Annotated in this window: 19 protein-coding genes; 7 read left to right on the forward strand and 12 right to left on the reverse strand. The window is 71.9% G+C overall.

All coding sequences use genetic code 11. The features are described from left to right. Window positions 1-88: 88 nt before the first annotated feature. The 3 genes from C472_RS07060 to C472_RS07070 all read right to left on the reverse strand — a co-directional run bounded on the left by C472_RS07060 (window position 89) and on the right by C472_RS07070 (window position 3,390). The gene (locus C472_RS07060; RefSeq protein ID WP_006629127.1) at window positions 89-295 is read right to left on the reverse strand and encodes a hypothetical protein; all 207 of its coding nucleotides are present in this window, start codon (window positions 293-295) and stop codon (window positions 89-91) included. Window positions 296-298: 3 nt separating this feature from the next. Further along, entirely contained in the window at window positions 299-1,693 is a 1,395-nt protein-coding gene (locus tag C472_RS07065; RefSeq protein ID WP_006629128.1) for a cytochrome P450, read from the reverse strand. Between the two features lie 83 nt (window positions 1,694-1,776). Then, entirely contained in the window at window positions 1,777-3,390 is a 1,614-nt protein-coding gene (locus C472_RS07070; protein WP_006629129.1) for a methyl-accepting chemotaxis protein, read from the reverse strand. Window positions 3,391-3,535: 145 nt separating this feature from the next. Here C472_RS07070 and C472_RS07075 point away from each other — a divergent pair, with 145 nt between their 5' ends. From C472_RS07075 to C472_RS07085, 3 genes are all read left to right on the forward strand, one after another. Beyond that, window positions 3,536-5,317 carry an excinuclease ABC subunit C gene (locus tag C472_RS07075; RefSeq protein WP_006629130.1) on the forward strand — a complete coding sequence of 594 codons (1,782 nt, stop codon included), beginning with the start codon at window positions 3,536-3,538 and terminating at the stop codon, window positions 5,315-5,317. A gap of 417 nt (window positions 5,318-5,734) precedes the next feature. Beyond that, window positions 5,735-6,328: an RNA 2',3'-cyclic phosphodiesterase gene (gene thpR, locus C472_RS07080; RefSeq protein WP_006629131.1), complete on the forward strand. Its 594-nt coding sequence runs from the start codon at window positions 5,735-5,737 to the stop codon at window positions 6,326-6,328. Between the two features lie 89 nt (window positions 6,329-6,417). Continuing rightward, window positions 6,418-7,866 (forward strand): HEAT repeat domain-containing protein, encoded by a 1,449-nt coding sequence (locus tag C472_RS07085; RefSeq protein ID WP_006629132.1) that lies wholly within the window; start codon window positions 6,418-6,420, stop codon window positions 7,864-7,866. 50 nt (window positions 7,867-7,916) lie between these two features. Here C472_RS07085 and C472_RS07090 read toward each other — a convergent pair whose 3' ends face one another. Both C472_RS07090 and C472_RS07095 read right to left on the reverse strand, forming a co-directional pair. Further along, window positions 7,917-8,747 carry a DUF7504 family protein gene (locus C472_RS07090; RefSeq protein WP_006629133.1) on the reverse strand — a complete coding sequence of 277 codons (831 nt, stop codon included), beginning with the start codon at window positions 8,745-8,747 and terminating at the stop codon, window positions 7,917-7,919. Window positions 8,748-8,871: 124 nt separating this feature from the next. Continuing rightward, window positions 8,872-10,173, reverse strand: a complete 1,302-nt coding sequence (locus tag C472_RS07095; RefSeq protein WP_006629134.1) for a hemolysin family protein — start codon at window positions 10,171-10,173, stop codon at window positions 8,872-8,874. 171 nt (window positions 10,174-10,344) lie between these two features. On the opposite strand from C472_RS07095, the gene serA reads away from it, so the two are divergent. Beyond that, window positions 10,345-11,949: a phosphoglycerate dehydrogenase gene (gene serA, locus C472_RS07100; RefSeq protein WP_006629135.1), complete on the forward strand. Its 1,605-nt coding sequence runs from the start codon at window positions 10,345-10,347 to the stop codon at window positions 11,947-11,949. A 47-nt stretch (window positions 11,950-11,996) separates the two neighbouring features. Here the strand turns inward: serA and C472_RS07105 are convergent, their stop codons facing one another. The 6 genes from C472_RS07105 to C472_RS07130 all read right to left on the reverse strand — a co-directional run bounded on the left by C472_RS07105 (window position 11,997) and on the right by C472_RS07130 (window position 15,493). Next, window positions 11,997-12,401, reverse strand: coding sequence for a type II toxin-antitoxin system VapC family toxin (locus tag C472_RS07105; protein ID WP_006629136.1), 405 nt, complete (start codon window positions 12,399-12,401; stop codon window positions 11,997-11,999). After that, complete coding sequence (locus C472_RS07110) at window positions 12,398-12,721, reverse strand: antitoxin VapB family protein (RefSeq protein ID WP_006629137.1); 324 nt, start codon at window positions 12,719-12,721, stop codon at window positions 12,398-12,400. Before C472_RS07110 ends, C472_RS07105 begins: the two co-directional genes overlap by 4 nt. A 73-nt stretch (window positions 12,722-12,794) precedes the next feature. Next, a complete protein-coding gene (gene thrC / locus C472_RS07115; protein ID WP_006629138.1) occupies window positions 12,795-14,078 on the reverse strand; it encodes a threonine synthase in 1,284 nt (427 codons plus the stop codon). A gap of 108 nt (window positions 14,079-14,186) precedes the next feature. Further along, complete coding sequence (locus C472_RS07120) at window positions 14,187-14,402, reverse strand: DUF7569 family protein (protein WP_006629139.1); 216 nt, start codon at window positions 14,400-14,402, stop codon at window positions 14,187-14,189. Between the two features lie 66 nt (window positions 14,403-14,468). After that, entirely contained in the window at window positions 14,469-15,146 is a 678-nt protein-coding gene (gene upp, locus C472_RS07125) for a uracil phosphoribosyltransferase (protein WP_006629140.1), read from the reverse strand. A gap of 104 nt (window positions 15,147-15,250) precedes the next feature. Further along, entirely contained in the window at window positions 15,251-15,493 is a 243-nt protein-coding gene (locus tag C472_RS07130; protein ID WP_006629141.1) for a hypothetical protein, read from the reverse strand. Between the two features lie 126 nt (window positions 15,494-15,619). Between C472_RS07130 and C472_RS07135 the strand changes: the two genes are divergently transcribed. Then, a complete protein-coding gene (locus C472_RS07135; protein WP_006629142.1) occupies window positions 15,620-15,859 on the forward strand; it encodes a hypothetical protein in 240 nt (79 codons plus the stop codon). A 22-nt stretch (window positions 15,860-15,881) separates the two neighbouring features. On the opposite strand, the gene C472_RS07140 is transcribed toward C472_RS07135, so the two are convergent. Continuing rightward, window positions 15,882-17,192 (reverse strand): CobW family GTP-binding protein, encoded by a 1,311-nt coding sequence (locus tag C472_RS07140; RefSeq protein ID WP_006629143.1) that lies wholly within the window; start codon window positions 17,190-17,192, stop codon window positions 15,882-15,884. Window positions 17,193-17,308: 116 nt separating this feature from the next. Here C472_RS07140 and C472_RS07145 point away from each other — a divergent pair, with 116 nt between their 5' ends. Together C472_RS07145 and C472_RS07150 are read left to right on the forward strand one after the other, a co-directional pair. Further along, window positions 17,309-17,524 carry a hypothetical protein gene (locus tag C472_RS07145; RefSeq protein ID WP_006629144.1) on the forward strand — a complete coding sequence of 72 codons (216 nt, stop codon included), beginning with the start codon at window positions 17,309-17,311 and terminating at the stop codon, window positions 17,522-17,524. 102 nt (window positions 17,525-17,626) lie between these two features. Then, window positions 17,627-17,923 (forward strand): hypothetical protein, encoded by a 297-nt coding sequence (locus C472_RS07150; protein ID WP_006629145.1) that lies wholly within the window; start codon window positions 17,627-17,629, stop codon window positions 17,921-17,923.

Raw genomic sequence — 17,923 nt, forward strand, 5'->3', positions numbered from 1 at the left:
CTCGCGGCCGCCTTCGGCGGCGCGCTCGCAGGCACGCGCCACCGCCGAATGGCGTGGTAGTGGTGACGAACCGGTCCGCCGGAGCCGCTCACCTGCTATCGGCCGCGTCTGGGTCGTCGACCGCGTGGTGCGGTCCCACCGGCCCGTGGGTCGGACAGACGCCTGCGATGGGCGTCGCGTTGAGACAGCAGGCGCGTCGTTTTCCGGCGACGAGACCGCGGCTGAGTGGGTCGCCGCACCGAGCGCAGTAGGCGTCGGCGTCGTCGCCGGCGTTCGTGTCGCCGGCGTCCGCCATCGGTCAGCGCTCGCGAAGCCGCATCGGCACCGGGTGGTCCGGGTGCATCGTCAGCGACCCGCGCAGGGAGAGGTCCGGCCCCTCGTAGCCGAGTTCGAACCGCGAGCAGACCTCCGCGAGGATGATCTTCGCCTCCAAAAGCGAGAGGGACTTCCCGATACAGTGGCGCGGCCCGCCGCCGAACGGGAAGAACGCGAAGCGGGGGCGCTGGCTCCGGCGCTCGGGGAGCCACCGGTCCGGGTCGAACGCCTCGGGGTCGTCGTACCACCGGTCGGACCGGTGGACGGCCCACTGCGAGACCATCAGCGCGGAGCCCTCGGGGATCCGGTAGCCCCCCAGTTTCACGTCGAGCTTCGGCTCGCGGAACAGCGTGTAAACGGGCGGATAGAGGCGCATCGACTCGTTGAGGACGCGCTCGGTGAACTCCATCTCGCGCACGTCGGCCGCGGTCGGGGGGGACTCACTCGTCGCCGCCTCGGCCTCGCGCTCGACGCGCTCGCGGGCCTCGGGGTGGTTCGAGAGGAGGTAGAAGGTGTAGGTGAGCGTGAGCGCGGTCGTGTCGTGGCCGGCGAGCAGCATCGTCACCAGCTCGTCGCGGAGGTTCTCGTCGGTCTGCTCGCCGCGGTCGCGGGCGCGCAGCAGGACGGAGAGCAGGTCCATCGGCAGGTCGCCGTCGCCGTCGCCCGCGGGGCCGGGCACCGCGACGCCCTCGGAGCCGGCGGGGTCGACGCTCGGGTCGCGCTCCGTGCCGCGGCGGCGGTCGACGATGCCGTCGATGACGGACTCGAGGGTGTCGATCGCCGCGTCGAACTCGCGGTTCTCGCGGGTCGGCACCCAGTTCGGGATCAGGAACCGGCGGGGGTCCGGCTCGAACCGCGCGCCGAGCGGTTCGAGGTTCTCCTGTACCGTCTTCACCTCCTCGTCGGTGATGTCGGCCCCGAACATCGCCGAGACGATGATCTTCACCGTGAGCCGGGCGACTTCGAGCTGAATGTCGACCACGTCCCCGTCCCCCCAGTCCGCGAGCTGCGACCGGGTGTGATCGACCATCGTCCCGTCGAGCGCGCCGATCCGCCGGTTGTGGAACGAGGGGTTCGCCAGCTTGCGCTGGCGCTGCCACGTGTCGCCGTCGCTCATGAGGAGCCCGTCGCCGAGTAAGGCGTCCATCGCGTCGTCGCCGAACTGCGGCTTCCGGTAGCGCTCGGCGTCGGCGACGAGCACGCGCTCCACGTCGGCGGGGTTCGTCAGCAGGTACGTCTCGCGGGGACCGAGGTCGAGCCGCACCACGTCGCCGTAGCTGTCGGCGCAGGCGCGGAGGAACCCGAACGGGTCGTCGGCGAACTGGCGACCGTTCCCGAACACGGGGTCGCCGAGGGGTCCGGGCGGCGTGACGGACATACGATCTGTGGGGGTTGAGTGAGGTTAAACGTTCGGCGGAGCGGGGAAAATCGGACGGGAGGTGCGGGGGAGGGAAGCGGGAGTTACCGCGCGTCGAGCTGTTCGACGCGGGCGATCAGCTCGTCGACGGCCGCCTCCTGGTCGTCGGTGGCGTCGACGATGCGCTCGGTCGCCGCCTCCGTGCGGTCGGAGCGCTCGCGGACCGCCTCCAGCGACGACGTGAGCTCCTCGACGGTCGCGGCCTGGTCGTCGGTGGTGCGCGCGACCTCCGCGACGCCCGCGGCCGCCTCGTCGACGGCGTCGGCGATCTCTTCGAGCGAGTCGAGGACCGTCTCGATCTCGGTGCCAGCGTCCTCGATGCGGTCGTGGGAGCGCTCGACGGCGGTCGTGGTCTGCGCGGACTGCGACTGGAGCTTGTCGAGGCTCTCCGTGATCTCCTCGGTGTAGCCGCGGGTCTCGTCGGCGAGCTTCTTCACCTCCTCGGCGACGACCGCGAAGCCGTCACCGCCCTCGCCGGCGCGGGCGGCCTCGATGTTGGCGTTGAGCGCGAGCAGGTTCGTCTGCTCGGCCACGTCGGAGATCACCTCGATGACCTCCTCGATGTCGTCCATGCGCTCGGAGAGCGCGCCGACGCTCTCGACCAGCTCGTCGCCGATCTCGACGACGTCCTCGGTCGCCTCGCGGGCGTCCTCGCTCGCGTCGAGCCCCTCGTCGGCGGCGTCGGCGGCCGCGACCGCGGCGGTGTCGACCTCGTCGGCCGTCGCGGCGACCTCCTCCATGCCCGCCGAGAAGGACTGCATCTCCGAGACGCTCTCCTCGAGCAGTTCGTTCTGCTCGTCGACGTTCTCGGCGATGTCGGCGGCCGCGGCGCTCGCCTCGCCGACGGTCTCGTCGAGGTCGCGCGCCTTCTCGTGGACGCCCGTCGAGAGGTCCTCCAAGTTCTCGGCCATCTGGTTGACGACGCCGACGACCCGGAGCAGGTCCTCGTCGAGCACCTCCTCGCACTCGTCGTGGCAGACGGCGCGGGCGTCGAGGTTCCCCTCGCCGATCTCCTCGGCGGTCTCGCGGATCTCGGAGACGAGTCGGGCCGTCGCGTCGCGTTCGTTGACGTTCTCGGTGCGGTCGACGACGACCTCCGTGACGCCGACGAGTTCGCCGTCGTCGTACATCGGCGTCGCGGTGAACTCGATGTGCTTCTCGTCGCCGTGGCGGTCGACCATCGTGCTCGTGTCGCGGTAGCGCGTCGTCTCTGAGTCGCAGCGCTCGACGCCGTACACCTCGTCGGCGGTCTCCGGCGCGTCGAGGACCTTGTCGGCGAGCGTGTCGGCCCGCCGGCCGTCGGGGTAGAACAGCTCGGAGACGTGGCCGTGCCCGACGGCGTCCTCGCGCTCGGCCCCGGTGAGCGAGACGATGGACTCGTTCCACTCGGCGACGTTGCCGTCGGCGTCGAGGATGAACGTCGGGACGCTCGTCGCGTCGAACACCTGCTGGAAGCCCGCGCCCGCGAGCGTCTCGGCGCGGTCGACGCCCTGTACGTCGTCGATCTCGTACGTCTCGTCTCCCGTCTCGTCGGGTCCGCCCTCGGTCGGCCCCGCGCCGCTCGACGGGTCGTCGACGACGACGCCCCCGTCGGGGACCGACCGGGAGTCGCTCCCCCGCCCGAGTACGCTGCGCAGACGCTCGCGAAGTCCCGTCATGTCTACGTTATCGTCTCCCAAGCGGCGTGATAAACGGCACGTTCCGGTGTTCACGTTTGATAATTCCAGTAGCCTCCGCCCGCAGTCGAGGAGGGCCCACCCGCAGCGTTCAAACGCGTTCGACGGCTACGGCGATCCGAGACCGATGGACGCCGACGCGGTGCGCGAGCGGGCCGGGAGCCTCCCGACGGAGCCCGGAGTCTACCAGTTCCGCGCGGGCGAGACGACGCTGTACGTCGGGAAGGCGCTCGACCTCCGCGACCGGGTGCGGTCGTACGCGGACCCGCGCTCGGGACGGATCCGGGGGATGGTCGAGCGCGCGGACCGGATCGAGTTCGCCGTCACCGACACGGAGACGCAGGCGCTCCTCCTGGAGGCGAACCTCATTAAGCGGCTGCGACCGCGGTACAACGTCCGGCTGAAAGACGACAAGTCGTACCCCCTCGTGGCCTTCACCGACCACGAGGTGCCGCGGATCGAGGTGACCCGCGACCCCGAGGCGGGCGCGGTCGCCTACGGGCCGTTCACCGACGTGGGGCGCGTCGAGACCGTGGTGAAGGCGATCCGGGACGAGTACCGGCTGCGGGGCTGTTCGGACCACAAGTACGAGGGCCGCGAGCGCCCCTGCCTCGACTACGAGATGGGGATCTGCTCCGCGCCGTGTACCGGCGAGATCGACGCCGAGGGCTACGCCGAGGACGTGGCCGCGGCCCGCCGCTTCTTCGAGGGCGAGACGGGCGTCCTCGCCGACCCCCTCCGGCGGCGCATGGAGGCCGCCGCCGAGGCCAACGAGTTCGAGCGCGCCGCGAACCTCCGGGACCGGCTGGAGGCCGTCGAGGCGTTCCACGGCGAGGGCGGCGAGGCCGTCAGCGACCGGCGCGACGACCGGGTCGTCGACGTGCTGGCGGCCGCGGTCGAGGGCGAAGACGCCCGCGTGGCCCGGCTCCACAGCGAGCGCGGACAGCTCGTCGACCGGAGCCGACACCGGCTCGACGCGGCGGCGGTGACGGACGCCGGTCGGGAGGCCGGGGCCGGCGACGAGGCGGACGCGGACGCCAACACCCCGGCCGCCGTCCTCGCGGCGTTCCTCGCGCAGTACTACGCCGAGCGGGAGTTCCCGGACGCGGTCCTCCTCGCGGAGCGCCCCGCGGACTCGGACGTGGTCGACTGGCTGGAGGCCGAGGGGGTCGCGGTGCGGGTGCCGGGGGCCGGCCGCGAGGCGAAGCTGGTCGAGCTCGCGCTGAAGAACGCCCGGAAGCGCGGCGGCCGCGACGACCCCGTCGGCGCGCTCGGCGACCGCCTCGGGATCGCCCGCCCCGAGCGGATCGAGGGGTTCGACGTGAGCCACGCGCAGGGGACCGCGGTGGTCGGCTCCGACGTGTGTTTCGTCGACGGGAGCGCCGAGACCGCGGACTACCGGCGGAAGAAGCTCACCGAGCGCAACGACGACTACGCGAACATGCGCGAGCTGGTCCGCTGGCGGGCCGAGCGCGCCGCGGCGGGCCGCGACGACCGGCCCGACCCGGACCTCCTCCTGATCGACGGGGGCGAGGGACAGTTGGGGGCCGCCCGCGACGCGCTCGCGGAGACCGGCTGGGACGTGCCCGTCGTCGCGCTGGCGAAGGCGGAGGAGCTGGTCGTCACCCCGACCGGGACGCGGCGGTGGGACGACGACGCGCCGGAGCTCCACCTCCTCCAGCGGGTGCGCGACGAGGCGCACCGCTTCGCGGTCTCCTACCACCAGACCGTCCGCGACGAGGTCGAGACGGTCCTCGACGACGTGCCGGGCGTCGGCCCCGAGACGCGCCGCCGGCTGCTCCGCCGGTTCGGCTCGGTCGAGAACGTGCGCGAGGCCTCCCAGGACGACCTCACCGACGTCGACGGCGTCGGCGACGCGACCGCCGACACGCTCCGAGAGCGTTTATAAAGAGACGAGGACGCGGGCGACGGCTATTTATAAATCGACTGCGGTCGGCGCGCGCCTCCGAGCGGCCGTTTTTAAACGGCCGCGAGGAGCGCCGCGCGAGGGAGNCGCGAGGGAGTCGGCGGTCCGAAGCGAAGCGGAGGACCGCCGAGGAGGCTGGGGAGGTGTGAGGTGCGGGGCGGGGTGGGAATCGAAGGGGCGGTCGGGAGGCGGGCGCTTCGGTGGTCTCGGTAACGAAGTCAGTCCCGACGAAGACGCCCACGTACAGCCGAGCGGCTGGGGCTCCGGAGCGGTTCGTGTCGATCAGCGGTTTATGATCAATCGTGTTCTCGTATCGCCGAGCGGCCGAGGATCCGGGCCGGAAACGGCCGGCATCCCGAACACGATTTATAAGCGAGCGCGACCGATCCGCGACCGATCATGCGCGCGTTCTTCGCCGTCGACCTCCCGGAAGCCCTCGCTCCCGCCGTCGCGGACGCGCAGGCCCCCTTCGCCGACGCGTCCGGCGTCGCCCCCGTCGACCCCGAACGGGCGCACGTGACGCTGAAGTTCTGCGGCGACGTCGCCGACGCGGCCGACGAGTCCGCCGACGCCGAGGGGTCCGCCCCCGCCCTCGACGCCGTGATCGCCGCCGGAGAGCGCGCGGTCGACCGCGCCGGCGTCGCCCCGTTCGACTGCGAGGTCGAGGGGCTCGGCGTCTTCCCGAGCCGGGAGTATATTTCGGTAGTCTGGAGCGGCGTCGACGCGGGGACCGCCGAACTGACCGCACTTCACGACGCTCTCGAAGCGGAGACGACGGCGCTCGGCGTCGACCCCGCCGACCACGCGTTCACGCCCCACGTCACGCTCGCGCGCGTCGGGGACGCGAGCGGGGCCGAGGCGGTCCGACGCGCGCTCGACGCCGAGGACCCGGAGGTCGGGACGTTCTCGGTCGACGAGATCCGGCTGGTGGAGTCGACGCTGACGCCCTCCGGGCCGGAGTACGACGCCGTCCGGGAGTTCGGACTCGACTGACGCGGACGGACTCGGGGCCTCCGAAAGATTCTCAGTACGGATAATCGCGGCCGTGCGTTTAACGTACCGGATCGGTGAGGCGTTCGTAGATGGACGACGGGCCGCGGACCGACGAAGCCCCCGAGCCGACGGAGAGCGGCGACGCCGGGCGTGGCCGCAGAGACCCCTCGGCCCGCGCCGACGCCGGGCGCACTGACGGCGGTCGGCCGCCCGCGATGGCGCGGCTGGACCGGCGGTTCGACGCCTCGACGCGCCGCGAGGCGGCCGAGGCGCTCGGCAACCCCTCCAGTTCGATGAGCGGCGACCGGGACCGGATCGTCGAGGCGCTGTTCGGAACCGCGCTCGACGACCCCGACGAGGCCGTCCGCGCGGCGGCGATCGAGTCGCTGTACTTCCACGGCGACGCCCACGTCGACCGGCTGGCGAGGCGGATCGCCGAGCGACGGAGCGGCGAGGACTCGGAAGAGAGAGGCCGAGAGGCGGAACGGAGCGCCGCCGAAACGTTCGCGCGGTGGCTGGACCACGGCCGGGCCGCGTACCGGATGGTCGGCGCGACCGGGTTGGGCGTCGTCGGAGGCGAGGACGCCGCGCCCCGGCTCCGCGAGGGGTTCGACGACGGCGACGCACGGGTCCGCGCCCGGACCGTCAGGGGCTACGCCCGCGTCGGCGGGGAGGAGGTCGAGGCGGTCCGACCGCTGGTGAACGCGCCGAACGACCTCGTTCGCAGCGCCGCGGTCGACGCGCTCGTCGAGATGGACACCGACGACGCGGTCGAACTGCTCGCGCTCGCGGCGCGCCGGGGGAACGAGCGGCTCCGGCTCGCCGTCGTCGAGCGGCTCGGAGACCTCGACCGGCGGGACGCGACCGGCGTGTTGCTCGGGTCGCTGGAAGACCCCTCGGAGGCGGTGCGCCGGGCCGCGGCGGCGTCCGTCGCCCGGGTCGTCGCCGAGGCGGACGCCGTCCCCGCAGGCGACGTGCGCGACCGGCTCCTGGCCGAGCGGCCCTTCGAGGCCGACGGGCTGCTCGCGGCGTTCCGCGCGGTCGCCGCGGAGCGGACCGCGGCCGATCGGACGGGAGAGGGGCGGAACCGGTCTTCCGGCGCTGGCGCGCAGAACCCCGACGTGCGGCGGTACGCGGCGTGGTTGTACTGCGAGCTCCTCGAGGCCGCGGACCCCGCCGCGGCCGACCGGTCGGCCGCGGTCGAGTGGCTGATCGACGCGCTCGACCACCGCGACCGGCTGGTGGCGGACCTCGCGGCCGCGTATCTGCCGCGGATCGTCTCGGAGGACGAAACCGAGGAGGTTCCGGGCGGGGAGGATCCGCCGGACGGGCCGGCCGAGTCCCCGCTGGGCGTCGACGTCGAACGGGAACTCCGGTCGCTCGCGAGCGACGGGGCGGCCTCGGAGGCCGCCCGCGAGCGCGCCCGGGCCGTGCTGCGGCGGTTCAAGCGCGCCGTCGTCGAGGCGGCGGCGGACCGGCACGTCGAGTACGTCTACGTCCGCTGGCCCGCGGACTACACCGAGAGCTACGACGGGTAGGCGGGTTCGACCGGGAGAAGCGACTGGCAGGGAGAGCCCGGAAGCCGCGCCTACGGTCTGCGGACGAACCGGTCGCCGTCGACCGCGACGGTGAGGTCGATCGTCTCGTCGAGGAAGTTCAGGACGGTGGCGACGTTGCGGTCCGCGTCGGCGTCGACGTACAGCTGTAACACGCCGCCGGCGTCGGCGAGGCGCGCGGCGAGCATGCGGACGAACGCGACCGCGCGCTCGACGTCGAAGGCGGCGACGATCTGGTGGAAGACGCTCACCTCCAGCGACACGCGCTCGCCGGGCTCGTGGTTCGCGTCGAGGATCCGCGAGACGGTCTCGCCGACCTCGTCGGGGGAGAGGCGCGGGTCGAGTTCGACGATCTCGACGTCGAGGCCCTCGAAGTCGACGTCGGGCGTCGCCTCGAAGTCGTACTCGCCGGTGCTGACGATCACCGTCCGGCGGGGCCACGACGAGAGGCGCTCGTCGAGCGCGCGGACCAGCCGCTCCGGCGCGGGCGTCACGGCGACGACGAGCCCCGCCGCGCCGTGGAAGTGCGCCCGGAGCGCGTCGGCCTCGCCGCCGGTCGGCGAGGCGTCGACCCGGACGACGCCGTCCCAGCCCACCCGGTCGGCGACGTGGACGCCGTCGGCGATCCGGTCGGTCGCGTGACCGTGGAGGTGCGCCTTGAACTCGGCGACCGCGCCGTCGGTGTCGTAGGCGGTCTTGGCGGTGGCGCAGTACGGACAGTCCCAGCTCACGCGGAAGTCGGACTTCGAGAGCGCGTCTGAGTGGTGCGCGAGCAGGTGTGACCCCGTCACCTCGGAGACGCCGGACCGGTCCTGCGTCCACGCGACGAACCCGCACCGGTCACACGCCCAGCGGCTCACCATGATCGAGAACGTGTCTCCTGAGACCCCTCGGAGACGAATGTATGTTGTGTTACGTGTAGCATCTCTCCGCGACCGGCGGGGACCGCGGCGGCGGTCGGATAGACGACGGGTGGACGGAGGGCGGTCACGCGGCGTCGACCGGGCCGTCGGTCGCTCCGTCGACGACGCCGAACCCGCTCTCGTCGGCGTGCTCGACCCGGACGCGCGTGACTCGGGTCGCGGTCGCGCCCGTGACGGCGAGCGTGACGTTTCCGACCGCGACGCGGTCGCCCTCGGCGGGGAGCCGCCCGAGCTGTCGGGTGACCAGCCCCGCCACGGTCTCGGCTCCCGCGTCCGCGGGGAGCGAGAGGCCGAGCGCCTCGTTGAGGTGCGACACCGTCGTCCAGCCGCGGACGACGGCCGCGTCGGGGGCGACGAGGTCGACGGCGTCCGTCTCCCACCGCCCGACCAGCTCGCCGACGACCTCCTCGAAGAGGTCCTCCAGCGTCGCGATCCCGACGACCGCGCCGTGCTCGTCGACGACGACGACCATCCGCGCCTCGCCGGCCCGCATCTCCGCGAACAGCTCGTCGAGCGGCTTCGTCTCGGGGACGAACGTCGGTTCGGTGAGCGCGCTCGCGAGGTCGTCGCCGGCGTCGCTCGCGCGGATCGCGTCGCGCACGTCGACGATCCCGACCACGTCGTCGCGGTTCTCGCCGTAGACCGGCATCCGGGTGACGCCCTCGTTCGCGGCCCGGGAGAGCGCGTCCGCGGGGCTGGCCGTGTCGGGGAGCGCGACCACGTCGGTGCGGGGGACCATCACCGCGGCGACGGTCGTGGTCTCTAACTCGAGGACGCCGCGGATCATCGCGCCCTCCTCGGGGTCGAGCGCGCCCGCGGCCTCGCCCGACCGGACGAACGTCGCGATCTCCTCGCGGGTGAGGTACGACTCGATGGCGGACTCGCCGCCGGTGAAGCGGTTGACGACCCCCGAGAGCGCCTCGAAGACGTACAGCACGGGGCGGAGGACGCGCTGGATCGCGACGACGATCCGGGAGACGCGGAGGGCGTGCTTCTCCGCGTTGGCGACCGCGTACGACTTCGGCGCGATCTCGCCGAAGACGATGACGAACACCGAGGTGACGAGCGTCGACCCCGTGGCCGCCTCGCCGCCGGAGAACCCGAACCGCACGAACACCGCGGTCGCGACCGACGCGGCGGCGATGTTGGCGACGTTGTTACTCACGAGGGCGGTGACGAGGAACCGGTGCGAGTCGTCGCGCAGCGCCGACAGCGCCCGCGCGCCCGGCGCGTCGGTCGCGACGAGCGAGTCGATCCGGTGTGTCGGCACGGAGAACACCGCGAGCTCCGAACTGGAGAAGAAGGCGCTGACGGCGGTGAGCACGAGGATGGCCCCGACGCCGGCGAACGCGATCGTGAAGTCCATGTCTCGACCATGCGGTCCCGTATAAAAGGCAGTACCGGCGCAAAAAGTGTACACGAACGCGCACTCTCCACACGAAACGAAGGGGTAGATACCCGCGATCGCGGATCTATCTGGGCGGCAAAACGGCGCGATTCGGAAAGCGTTAACCCCCCGCCGCGGGTGTGTCTCGGCATGAAGGTACTCGTGACCGACCCCATCGCGGACGCGGGGTTGGACCGACTCCGAGACGCCGGCCACGAGGTCGTCACCGACTACGAGAGCGAGGGGGAGGCGTTGCTCGACGCCGTTTCCGACGCCAACGCGCTGATCGTGCGGTCCGGGACCGAGGTCACGGAGGCCGTCTTCGAGGCCGCCCCCGACCTCGTCATCGTCGGCCGCGCCGGCATCGGCGTCGACAACATCGACATCGACGCCGCCACCGACCACGGCGTCGTCGTCGCGAACGCGCCCGAGGGGAACGTCCGCGCCGCCGCCGAACACACGGTCGCGATGACGTTCGCCGTCGCGCGCTCGATCCCGCAGGCGCACGGCCGCCTCGTCGGCGGCGAGTGGGCGAAAGGCGAGTTCCTCGGCACCGAGGTGAACAACAAGACGCTCACCATCGTCGGCCTCGGCCGCGTCGGGCAGGAGGTCGCCAAGCGGCTCGACTCGCTCGGGATGGATCTGGTCGTCTACGACCCGTACATCTCCGAGGAGCGCGCCGAGCGGCTCGGGGCGGAACTCGTCGAGGACCTCGACGAGGCGCTCGGGCGGGGCGACTTCGCGACGATCCACACGCCGCTGCTCCCCGAGACCGAGGGGATGATCGGCGAGGACGAACTGGCCCAGCTTGAGGGCGGCTACCTGATCAACTGCGCCCGCGGCGGCATCGTCGACGAGGACGCGCTCGCGGCGGCGGTCGATGACGGCGTCCTCGCGGGCGCTGCGCTCGACTCCTTCGCCGAGGAGCCGCTCCCGGACGACTCGCCGCTCTTAGACGTCGAGGAGGTCGTCGTGACCCCGCACCTCGGCGCGTCGACGGAGGCGGCCCAGGAGAACGTCGCGGTCGACACCGCCGAGGCGGTGCTGGCCGCGTTCGACGACGAGCCCGTGCTCACCGCGCTCAACGCGCCCTCGGTCGACGAGACGGCGTTCCCGCGGATCGAGCCGTACATCGACGTGGCCGAGACCGCGGGGAAGGTCGCCGCGCAGCTGCTCGACGGCCGGATCACCGAGGTCGAGGCGACCTACGAGGGCGACATCGCCGCGGAGGACGTCGATCTGGTCACCGCGAGCGCGCTGAAGGGCGTGTTCGAGCCGCTGGAGTGGCAGGTGAACGCGGTGAACGCGCCGCGGCTCGCCGAGGAGCGCGGCATCGAGGTCACCGAGTCGAAGACGCGGCAGACCGACGACTTCCAGAGCCTCGTCCGCGTCACCGTCCGCAACGGCGACGGCGAGATCGCGGTCGAGGGGACGCTGTTCGCGGGCGAAGACGCCCGAATCGTCCGGATCGACGGGTTCCGCGTCGACGCGGTCCCGTACGGGCACATGCTCGTCGCCCGCAACACCGACGAGCCGGGCGTCATCGGACTCATCGGCACCGTCCTCGGCGACCACGACGTCAACATCGCCGGCATGTTCAACGGCCGCGAGACGCAGGGCGGGGAGGCGCTCACCGTCTACAACCTCGACGCCGCCGTCCCCGACGCCGCCATCGAGGAGCTCCTCGCCGACGACCGGATCGTCGAGATCACGGAGATCACGCTGGACGCGGCCGAGGCGCGCGCCGACGAGTAGGGCGTCACGAACCGGTAGAAGGGGATCGACATCGACGTCGCCGGGAGTCAGTACGCGCGGACCGGCACGTCGAACTGCACGAAGTCGTCGAGGTTGCGCGTGACGACGGTGAGCCCGTCCCGAGCGGCGACGGCCGCGATGAGGATGTCCGCCCCGGCGGCGTCGACGGCCCGGCGAGGGGGGTCGTCGTCGCGGAACAGTTCGGCCTCGAAGGCGCTCGCGGTGAGCGCGTGATCTTCCGTGAACGAAACGACCTCAAGCCAGTCGAACGTCGCGGCGAGTTCCTGCCGGTCGAAGGCGTCGTTGAGCCGCCACCCGACCGCTACCTCCTTGTAGTTGATCGCGGTCGTGGCGAACTCCTCGCCGTCGTGCGCGTCGAGGAACGCGCGGACGCCCTCCGAACCGGCGAGGTAATCGATGAGAAACGTCGTGTCGAGCAGGTATCGCGTCACGCGGAGTCACCGTCGTCGGAGGCCGCTTCGGAGTCGTCGTCCGCGCTGTCGGAGACCGCAGATCGGTCTTGTGAGCGGTGATCGGTCGCCCGCTGCTGTCGCCGCGACGCCGCTCGATCGAACCGCTCACGCGATCGTTCCGCGGCCGCGCGGAGCGAGTCGGCCTCCTCAGCCGACAGCGACCCGAACCCGTCGCGCCAGTCGCCGCCCGTCTCGTCGATGAGCCGATCGAGGAGGTCGGTGAAGCTCTCGTCGTCGCGCTTCCGAGCGCGGAGTCGGTCGTACACTTCCTCGGTGACCCCGATCGTCTTCGTTCCCATGACGCGTTTGTGTATGGGTTTGTGTGTGTAAATATCTGCGTCCCGGCCGTTTTCACGGGGGCGTGCCGCCCGATCAGCCGCGGAGGTGGTCGACGACGGTCTCGACGTCGTTCGGGACCGGCTCCGGCTCGCCGCCGGCCTCGTAGGCCGCCTCGGGGTCCTTGAGCAGGTGGCCGGTCGTCAGGCAGACGACGCGCTCGTCGTCGTCGACGACGCCGGAGCGCCGGAGCTTCTTCAGCCCGGCGAGGCTCGCGGCGGAGGCGGGCTCGACGCCGACCCCCTCCGCGGCGAGGTGGCGCTGCGCGGCGGTGATCTCCGAGTCGCTCACGGCGACCGCCGTGCCGCCGGTGTTGCGGATCCCCGGGATCGCCTTCGGCGCGTTGACCGGGTTGCCGATGCGGATCGCGGTCGCGCGGGTCTCGACCTCCTCCCAGCGCCGGATCTCGTCGTTCCCCTCCTCGATCGCCTCGACCATCGGGGCGGCCCCCTCCGCCTGAACGCCGGTCAGCTTGGGGACCTCGTCGGCGTCGAGCGCGCCCGACTGGACGAGTTCGCGGAACCCCTTGTACAGCGCCGAGGTGTTGCCCGCGTTGCCGACGGGGAGGACGATCCGGTCCGGGAACGTCCCGTAGTCCGCGTAGAACTCCTCTAAGATCTCGAAGCCGATCGTCTTCTGGCCCTCCAGGCGGAACGGGTTCAGGGAGTTGAGCAGGTACGCCTCGCCGCGGGCGGCCAGCTCCTGAACGATGTCGAGGCAGGCGTCGAAGTTGCCGTCGACCTCCAGGATGCGGGCCCCGTGGAGGCTCGCCTGCGCGACCTTCCCGGCGGCGACCTTCCCCTGCGGGAGCAACACGAGCGTCTGCATGTCGCCGCGGCCGCCGTAGGCGGCGAGGGCGGCCGAGGTGTTCCCGGTGGAGGCGCACGCGAGCGCGCCGACGCCCAACTCCTTCGCGACGCGGACGCCGACCGTCATCCCGCGGTCCTTGAACGAGCCGGTGGGGTTCATCCCCTCGTGTTTGATCCGGAGGGCGTCGACGCCGACCGCCTCCTCGATGCGGGGGACGCGGTGGAGCGGCGTGTCGCCCTCGGGGAGCGTGACGCCGAGGTCGAAGGGGAGCGCCTCGCGGTAGCGCCAGACGCCGCGGTCCGGCCCGTCGGAGGGCGCGCCGGAGCCGAACTCGTCGAACGTCGGCGGGTCGTCGTACCGCACTTCGAGCAGGCCGTCGCACTCGTCGCAGGTGTACCGGACCGCCTCGAAGGGCGCGAACGTCTCGTCGCACTCGATACAGGCGAGCCACGTCCCGTCGTCGGCGCAGTCGGGGGCCGCCGGAGCCGGGGCGTCGATGGCGAGATCCATTGAGTGAGGCTCCGTCCCGGCGGGGCTTAAGCCGGGCGGTCGGAACGGACGTTGCCGGCCGAGACGAAGGTGTTCGGTCGAGACGACGGCGGTCGGTCGTCGCCGCTCTCAGTCGACGATGATCTCGGAGCTGCCGTCGTCCTCGGAGCCGCCGGAGCCGAGCCGGTCCTGATACCGCCGGATCCAGTCGGCGAAGCAGTCGGGGCAGAGCCGCTGGGTGTCGATGTTCGCCCGGTCGACGCTCAGGCGGACGGTGCGCGCGAGCGCGTCCGTCGTCGGCTCGCCGCAGGCGTCGCAGGGCTCGGTCGTCGGCGCGTCGCTCATGTCCGATCGGTCGCGCGGGCGGCTCTTAAAAGTACGTCGACGGGGACGGCGCGGTCGCCGCCGGGCTCAGACCGTGCGGAACGCGCGGTCGCCGGCGTCGCCGAGGCCGGGGACGATGAACCCGTCGTCGTCGAGGCGGTCGTCGATGGCGACCGTCAGGAGGTCGGCCTCCGGGACGGCATCGCTCACGCGGACGAGGCCGGCGGGCGCGGAGACCGCCGAGAGCACGAACAGGTCCTCGAAGTCGTCGGCCTCGGCGAGGACGTGGTCGAGGACGGCGGCCATCGTCGACCCCGTCGCGAGCATCGGATCCGCGACGATCACGGTGTCCTCGGGCCGGATCTCGGGGAGCTTCACGTAGTCGATGGTGATCGGGAACTCGCCGTCGTCGGTCATCCCGGCCGCCTCGTCGCGGCCGGCGGAGATGACGCCCTGCTTCGCGCGGGGGAACGCCTTCAGCAGGCCCTCGACGAACGGCGTCGCGGCGCGGAGGACGTTGATGATCACCACGTCGTCGAGCCCCTTCACGCGCTCGCCGGTCGTCTCCGCTAAGGGGGTCTCGACGGGGACGTACTCCGTCTCCATCGCCCCGTCGATGATCTCGTAGCCGCAGATGCGGCCGAGCTTCACCAGCCCCTTCCGGAAGGCGACCTGCTCGGTCTCGACGTCGCGCAGCCGCGAGAGGGTGTCCGTCGCCAGCGCGTGCGTGATGAGGTACGCGTCGTCCCGGTCTTCGATCGTCATTGGCCGGGATTCCGCTCGGAACGGCCTTAAAACGTTGCGAATCGGTCGGTCGAGAACCGGCGGTCGACGGCGGGGGCGGAGGCGACGCCGGCCCGACGCGTTCGCTACCGGAGGACGGCGGCGTACGTGACCGCGAAGACGATCAGCGTCAGCGTCGCGACGTTGCGCAGCGTGTACGCGGCCGCGCCGAGGAGGTCGAGCCCCCAGACGACGGTCGAGGCGAGGAGGGCGGAGAGGACCGCGTTCATCGCGAACAGCACCCGCGGGTCGCCCGACGAGCGCTCGACGCCCGCTTTGATACCCCGGTCGTCGGCGTCTTCGCCGCCGGTCTCTCCCGCGTCGCTCATACGGCGACTGGCGGGAGTGCGCCACTTAGCTCTTGTCCGTGGGCGCGGCCGCCGCGACCGCCGCGACCGTGCGAATAGATCGCACGACACCGGGAGACTAACACGATCGGCGACGGTCGTCTCAGTATGGGAATCATCGGTACGGTGACCGACGCGCTGACGGGCTCAACCCGGAACGCCCCCGGGACCGCCGGCGACGACGGCTCCGAGGGAGCCTACTGGTGTGACGACTGCGGGGTGCGCGTCCGCGACGTCGACGTGGACGCCGAGGGGCTCGGCCGCGACGGCGAGGGCGTCCCAAGATGTCCGGACTGCGGGGATCCGATGCGGTTCGAGCGCGCCACCGGGAGCGGCTGCGCCTGCTGAGCGCGAGCGCCGCCGGAGGTCCTCAGGGCTCGCGGAGCGCGACCTCGTCGCCCTGCTCGGTCGGGAACGGGTCGGGGTCCGCGTCGGCCGGGTCGTCGCCGACGCCCGGACTCCCGAGGGCCGCGAGCTCGTCGTCGGTGAGGAGCGCGTCGTCGAGCCGCGAGACGAGCGCGTCCTCGTCGACGCCGGTCCCGATGACGACGTACTCGGTCAGGCGGTCGCCGCGCTCCTCGTCCCAGTCGAGGTCGGGGCGGTTCGATCGGAGCATGTCGCGCTCGACCGGCGGGAGGCTCGCGATCCACGGGCCGAGCGCGGTGACGCGGACCGACCGCGCCGCCTGTCCGACCTGCTGGCGCTGGTCGGTCCCGGCCACCCACAGCGTCCCCTTCGAGCGGACCACGTCGGCCGGGAGGTCCCGGAGGAGCGCGGCGATCCGGTCCGGGTGGAACGGTCGGCGGCGGCGGTAGGTGAACGAGGTGACGCCGTACACCTCGTCGGGGTGGCGGTGTGCGTGATCCCCGTCGTGCCCGTGGTCGTCCGCCTCGTCGTCCCCGTCGTGCGCGTGGCCGCCGTCGCCCGAGTCGGCCTCGGCCAGCGCGCGCTTCCACCCGGGGAGGTCGCCGAGCGCCCGCTCGTCGAACAGCCCCACGTCGAGGATCCGGTCCGGATCGACCGCGGAGAACTCGGCGACGACCGTCTCCGCGTCGGGCTGGAGCGCGCTCACGAGGTCGACCGCCTCGTCGACCTCCGCGTCGGTACAGAGGTCCGCCTTGTTACAGACGACGAGGTTCGACACCTCGACCTGCTCGACGAGGAGGTCCGAGAGCGGGCGGTCGGCGTCGCCGTCGGCGGTGTCCGCGTCCGGATCGACGCGACGCTCCGGCGTCCCGTCGCCCGCGAAGGCGTCGAGGAACTGCCGCGTGTCGATCACGGTCACCAGCGCGTCGACGCGGTAGCGGGCCGCCGCGCGCGACTCGGTCGTGAACAGGCGGGCGACGGGGGCGGGCTCGGAGATACCGGACGACTCGACGACGAGGGTGTCGAACGAGCGCTCGTTCGCGAGCCGCACCACCGCCGACTCCAGGTCGTCTTGGAGCTCACAGCAGATACAGCCGTTCGACAGCTCCGTGACCCCCTCGACGTCGACCTCGGAGCCCTCGGCGATCAGGTCCGCGTCGACGTTGACGTCGCCCATGTCGTTGACGAGGACCGCGACGTCGCGGTCGCCCGCGTTCGCGAGCAGGTGGTTCAGAAGCGTCGTCTTGCCGGCTCCGAGGCTCCCGGAGAGCACCGTCACCGGGATTCGGTCGTCGGTCTCGTCGGGGGCGTCCATGTCGGCCAATGGCCGGGAGTCCCCTTCAAGCCCGGCGAGAGGGAGGCGAGTCGGCGAGCGGACGGCGGTCGGACCAAGCCGATACGTTGATAGGCTGCGGTCGTCGAACTCGCGACATGGTCGTGTCCGCCGGGTCCGTGGCGTTAGTCAGTATCGCGATGACGGTTCTGATGATCGCCGCGATGCTGTACCTCGTCTGGGGAGCGCTCGACAGCGACGTTCACAGTCCGAGCCCCGGGAAGGCCGACAGTCCGGTTCTCGACGAGGACGACGAGGGATCCGTCGAGACCGAGGAGGCGCAGGAAGAACTGGCCGACGGCGCGTCCGCCTGAGCGATCGCTCTCGCGGAGACCGAACGCGAACACCGGAACGCGCCGGAGACCGAACGCGACGACCGGGACACCTTTTTGCGATCGGGAGCGTCATGGGAAACGATGACACTCGCAGACCGGATCGAGACGTTTCGGGCCACCTTGACGGAGTGGCTCCGCGGGCTGTACCACGGGATGATCACGCATCCGGCCTACGAGAAGATCGAGAAGGAGGCGGAGGACGCCGAAGACGAGTTCATGCTCGCGTGTTTCCCGGACGCGTTCGGGATCCCGTCGCCGGTGTCGTACTACACCGCGGAGCTGCTCCCGTACCTCGAAGACGAGTTCGAGGCGTGGGAGCGCCGGCTCTGGGACCGCGAGAGCCTCATCGAGCGGAAGGGCCAGCAGTACCACTTCTGA

The sequence above is a fragment of the Halorubrum tebenquichense DSM 14210 genome (genome assembly GCF_000337415.1).
GTDB classification, from domain to species: Archaea; Halobacteriota; Halobacteria; order Halobacteriales; family Haloferacaceae; genus Halorubrum; species Halorubrum tebenquichense.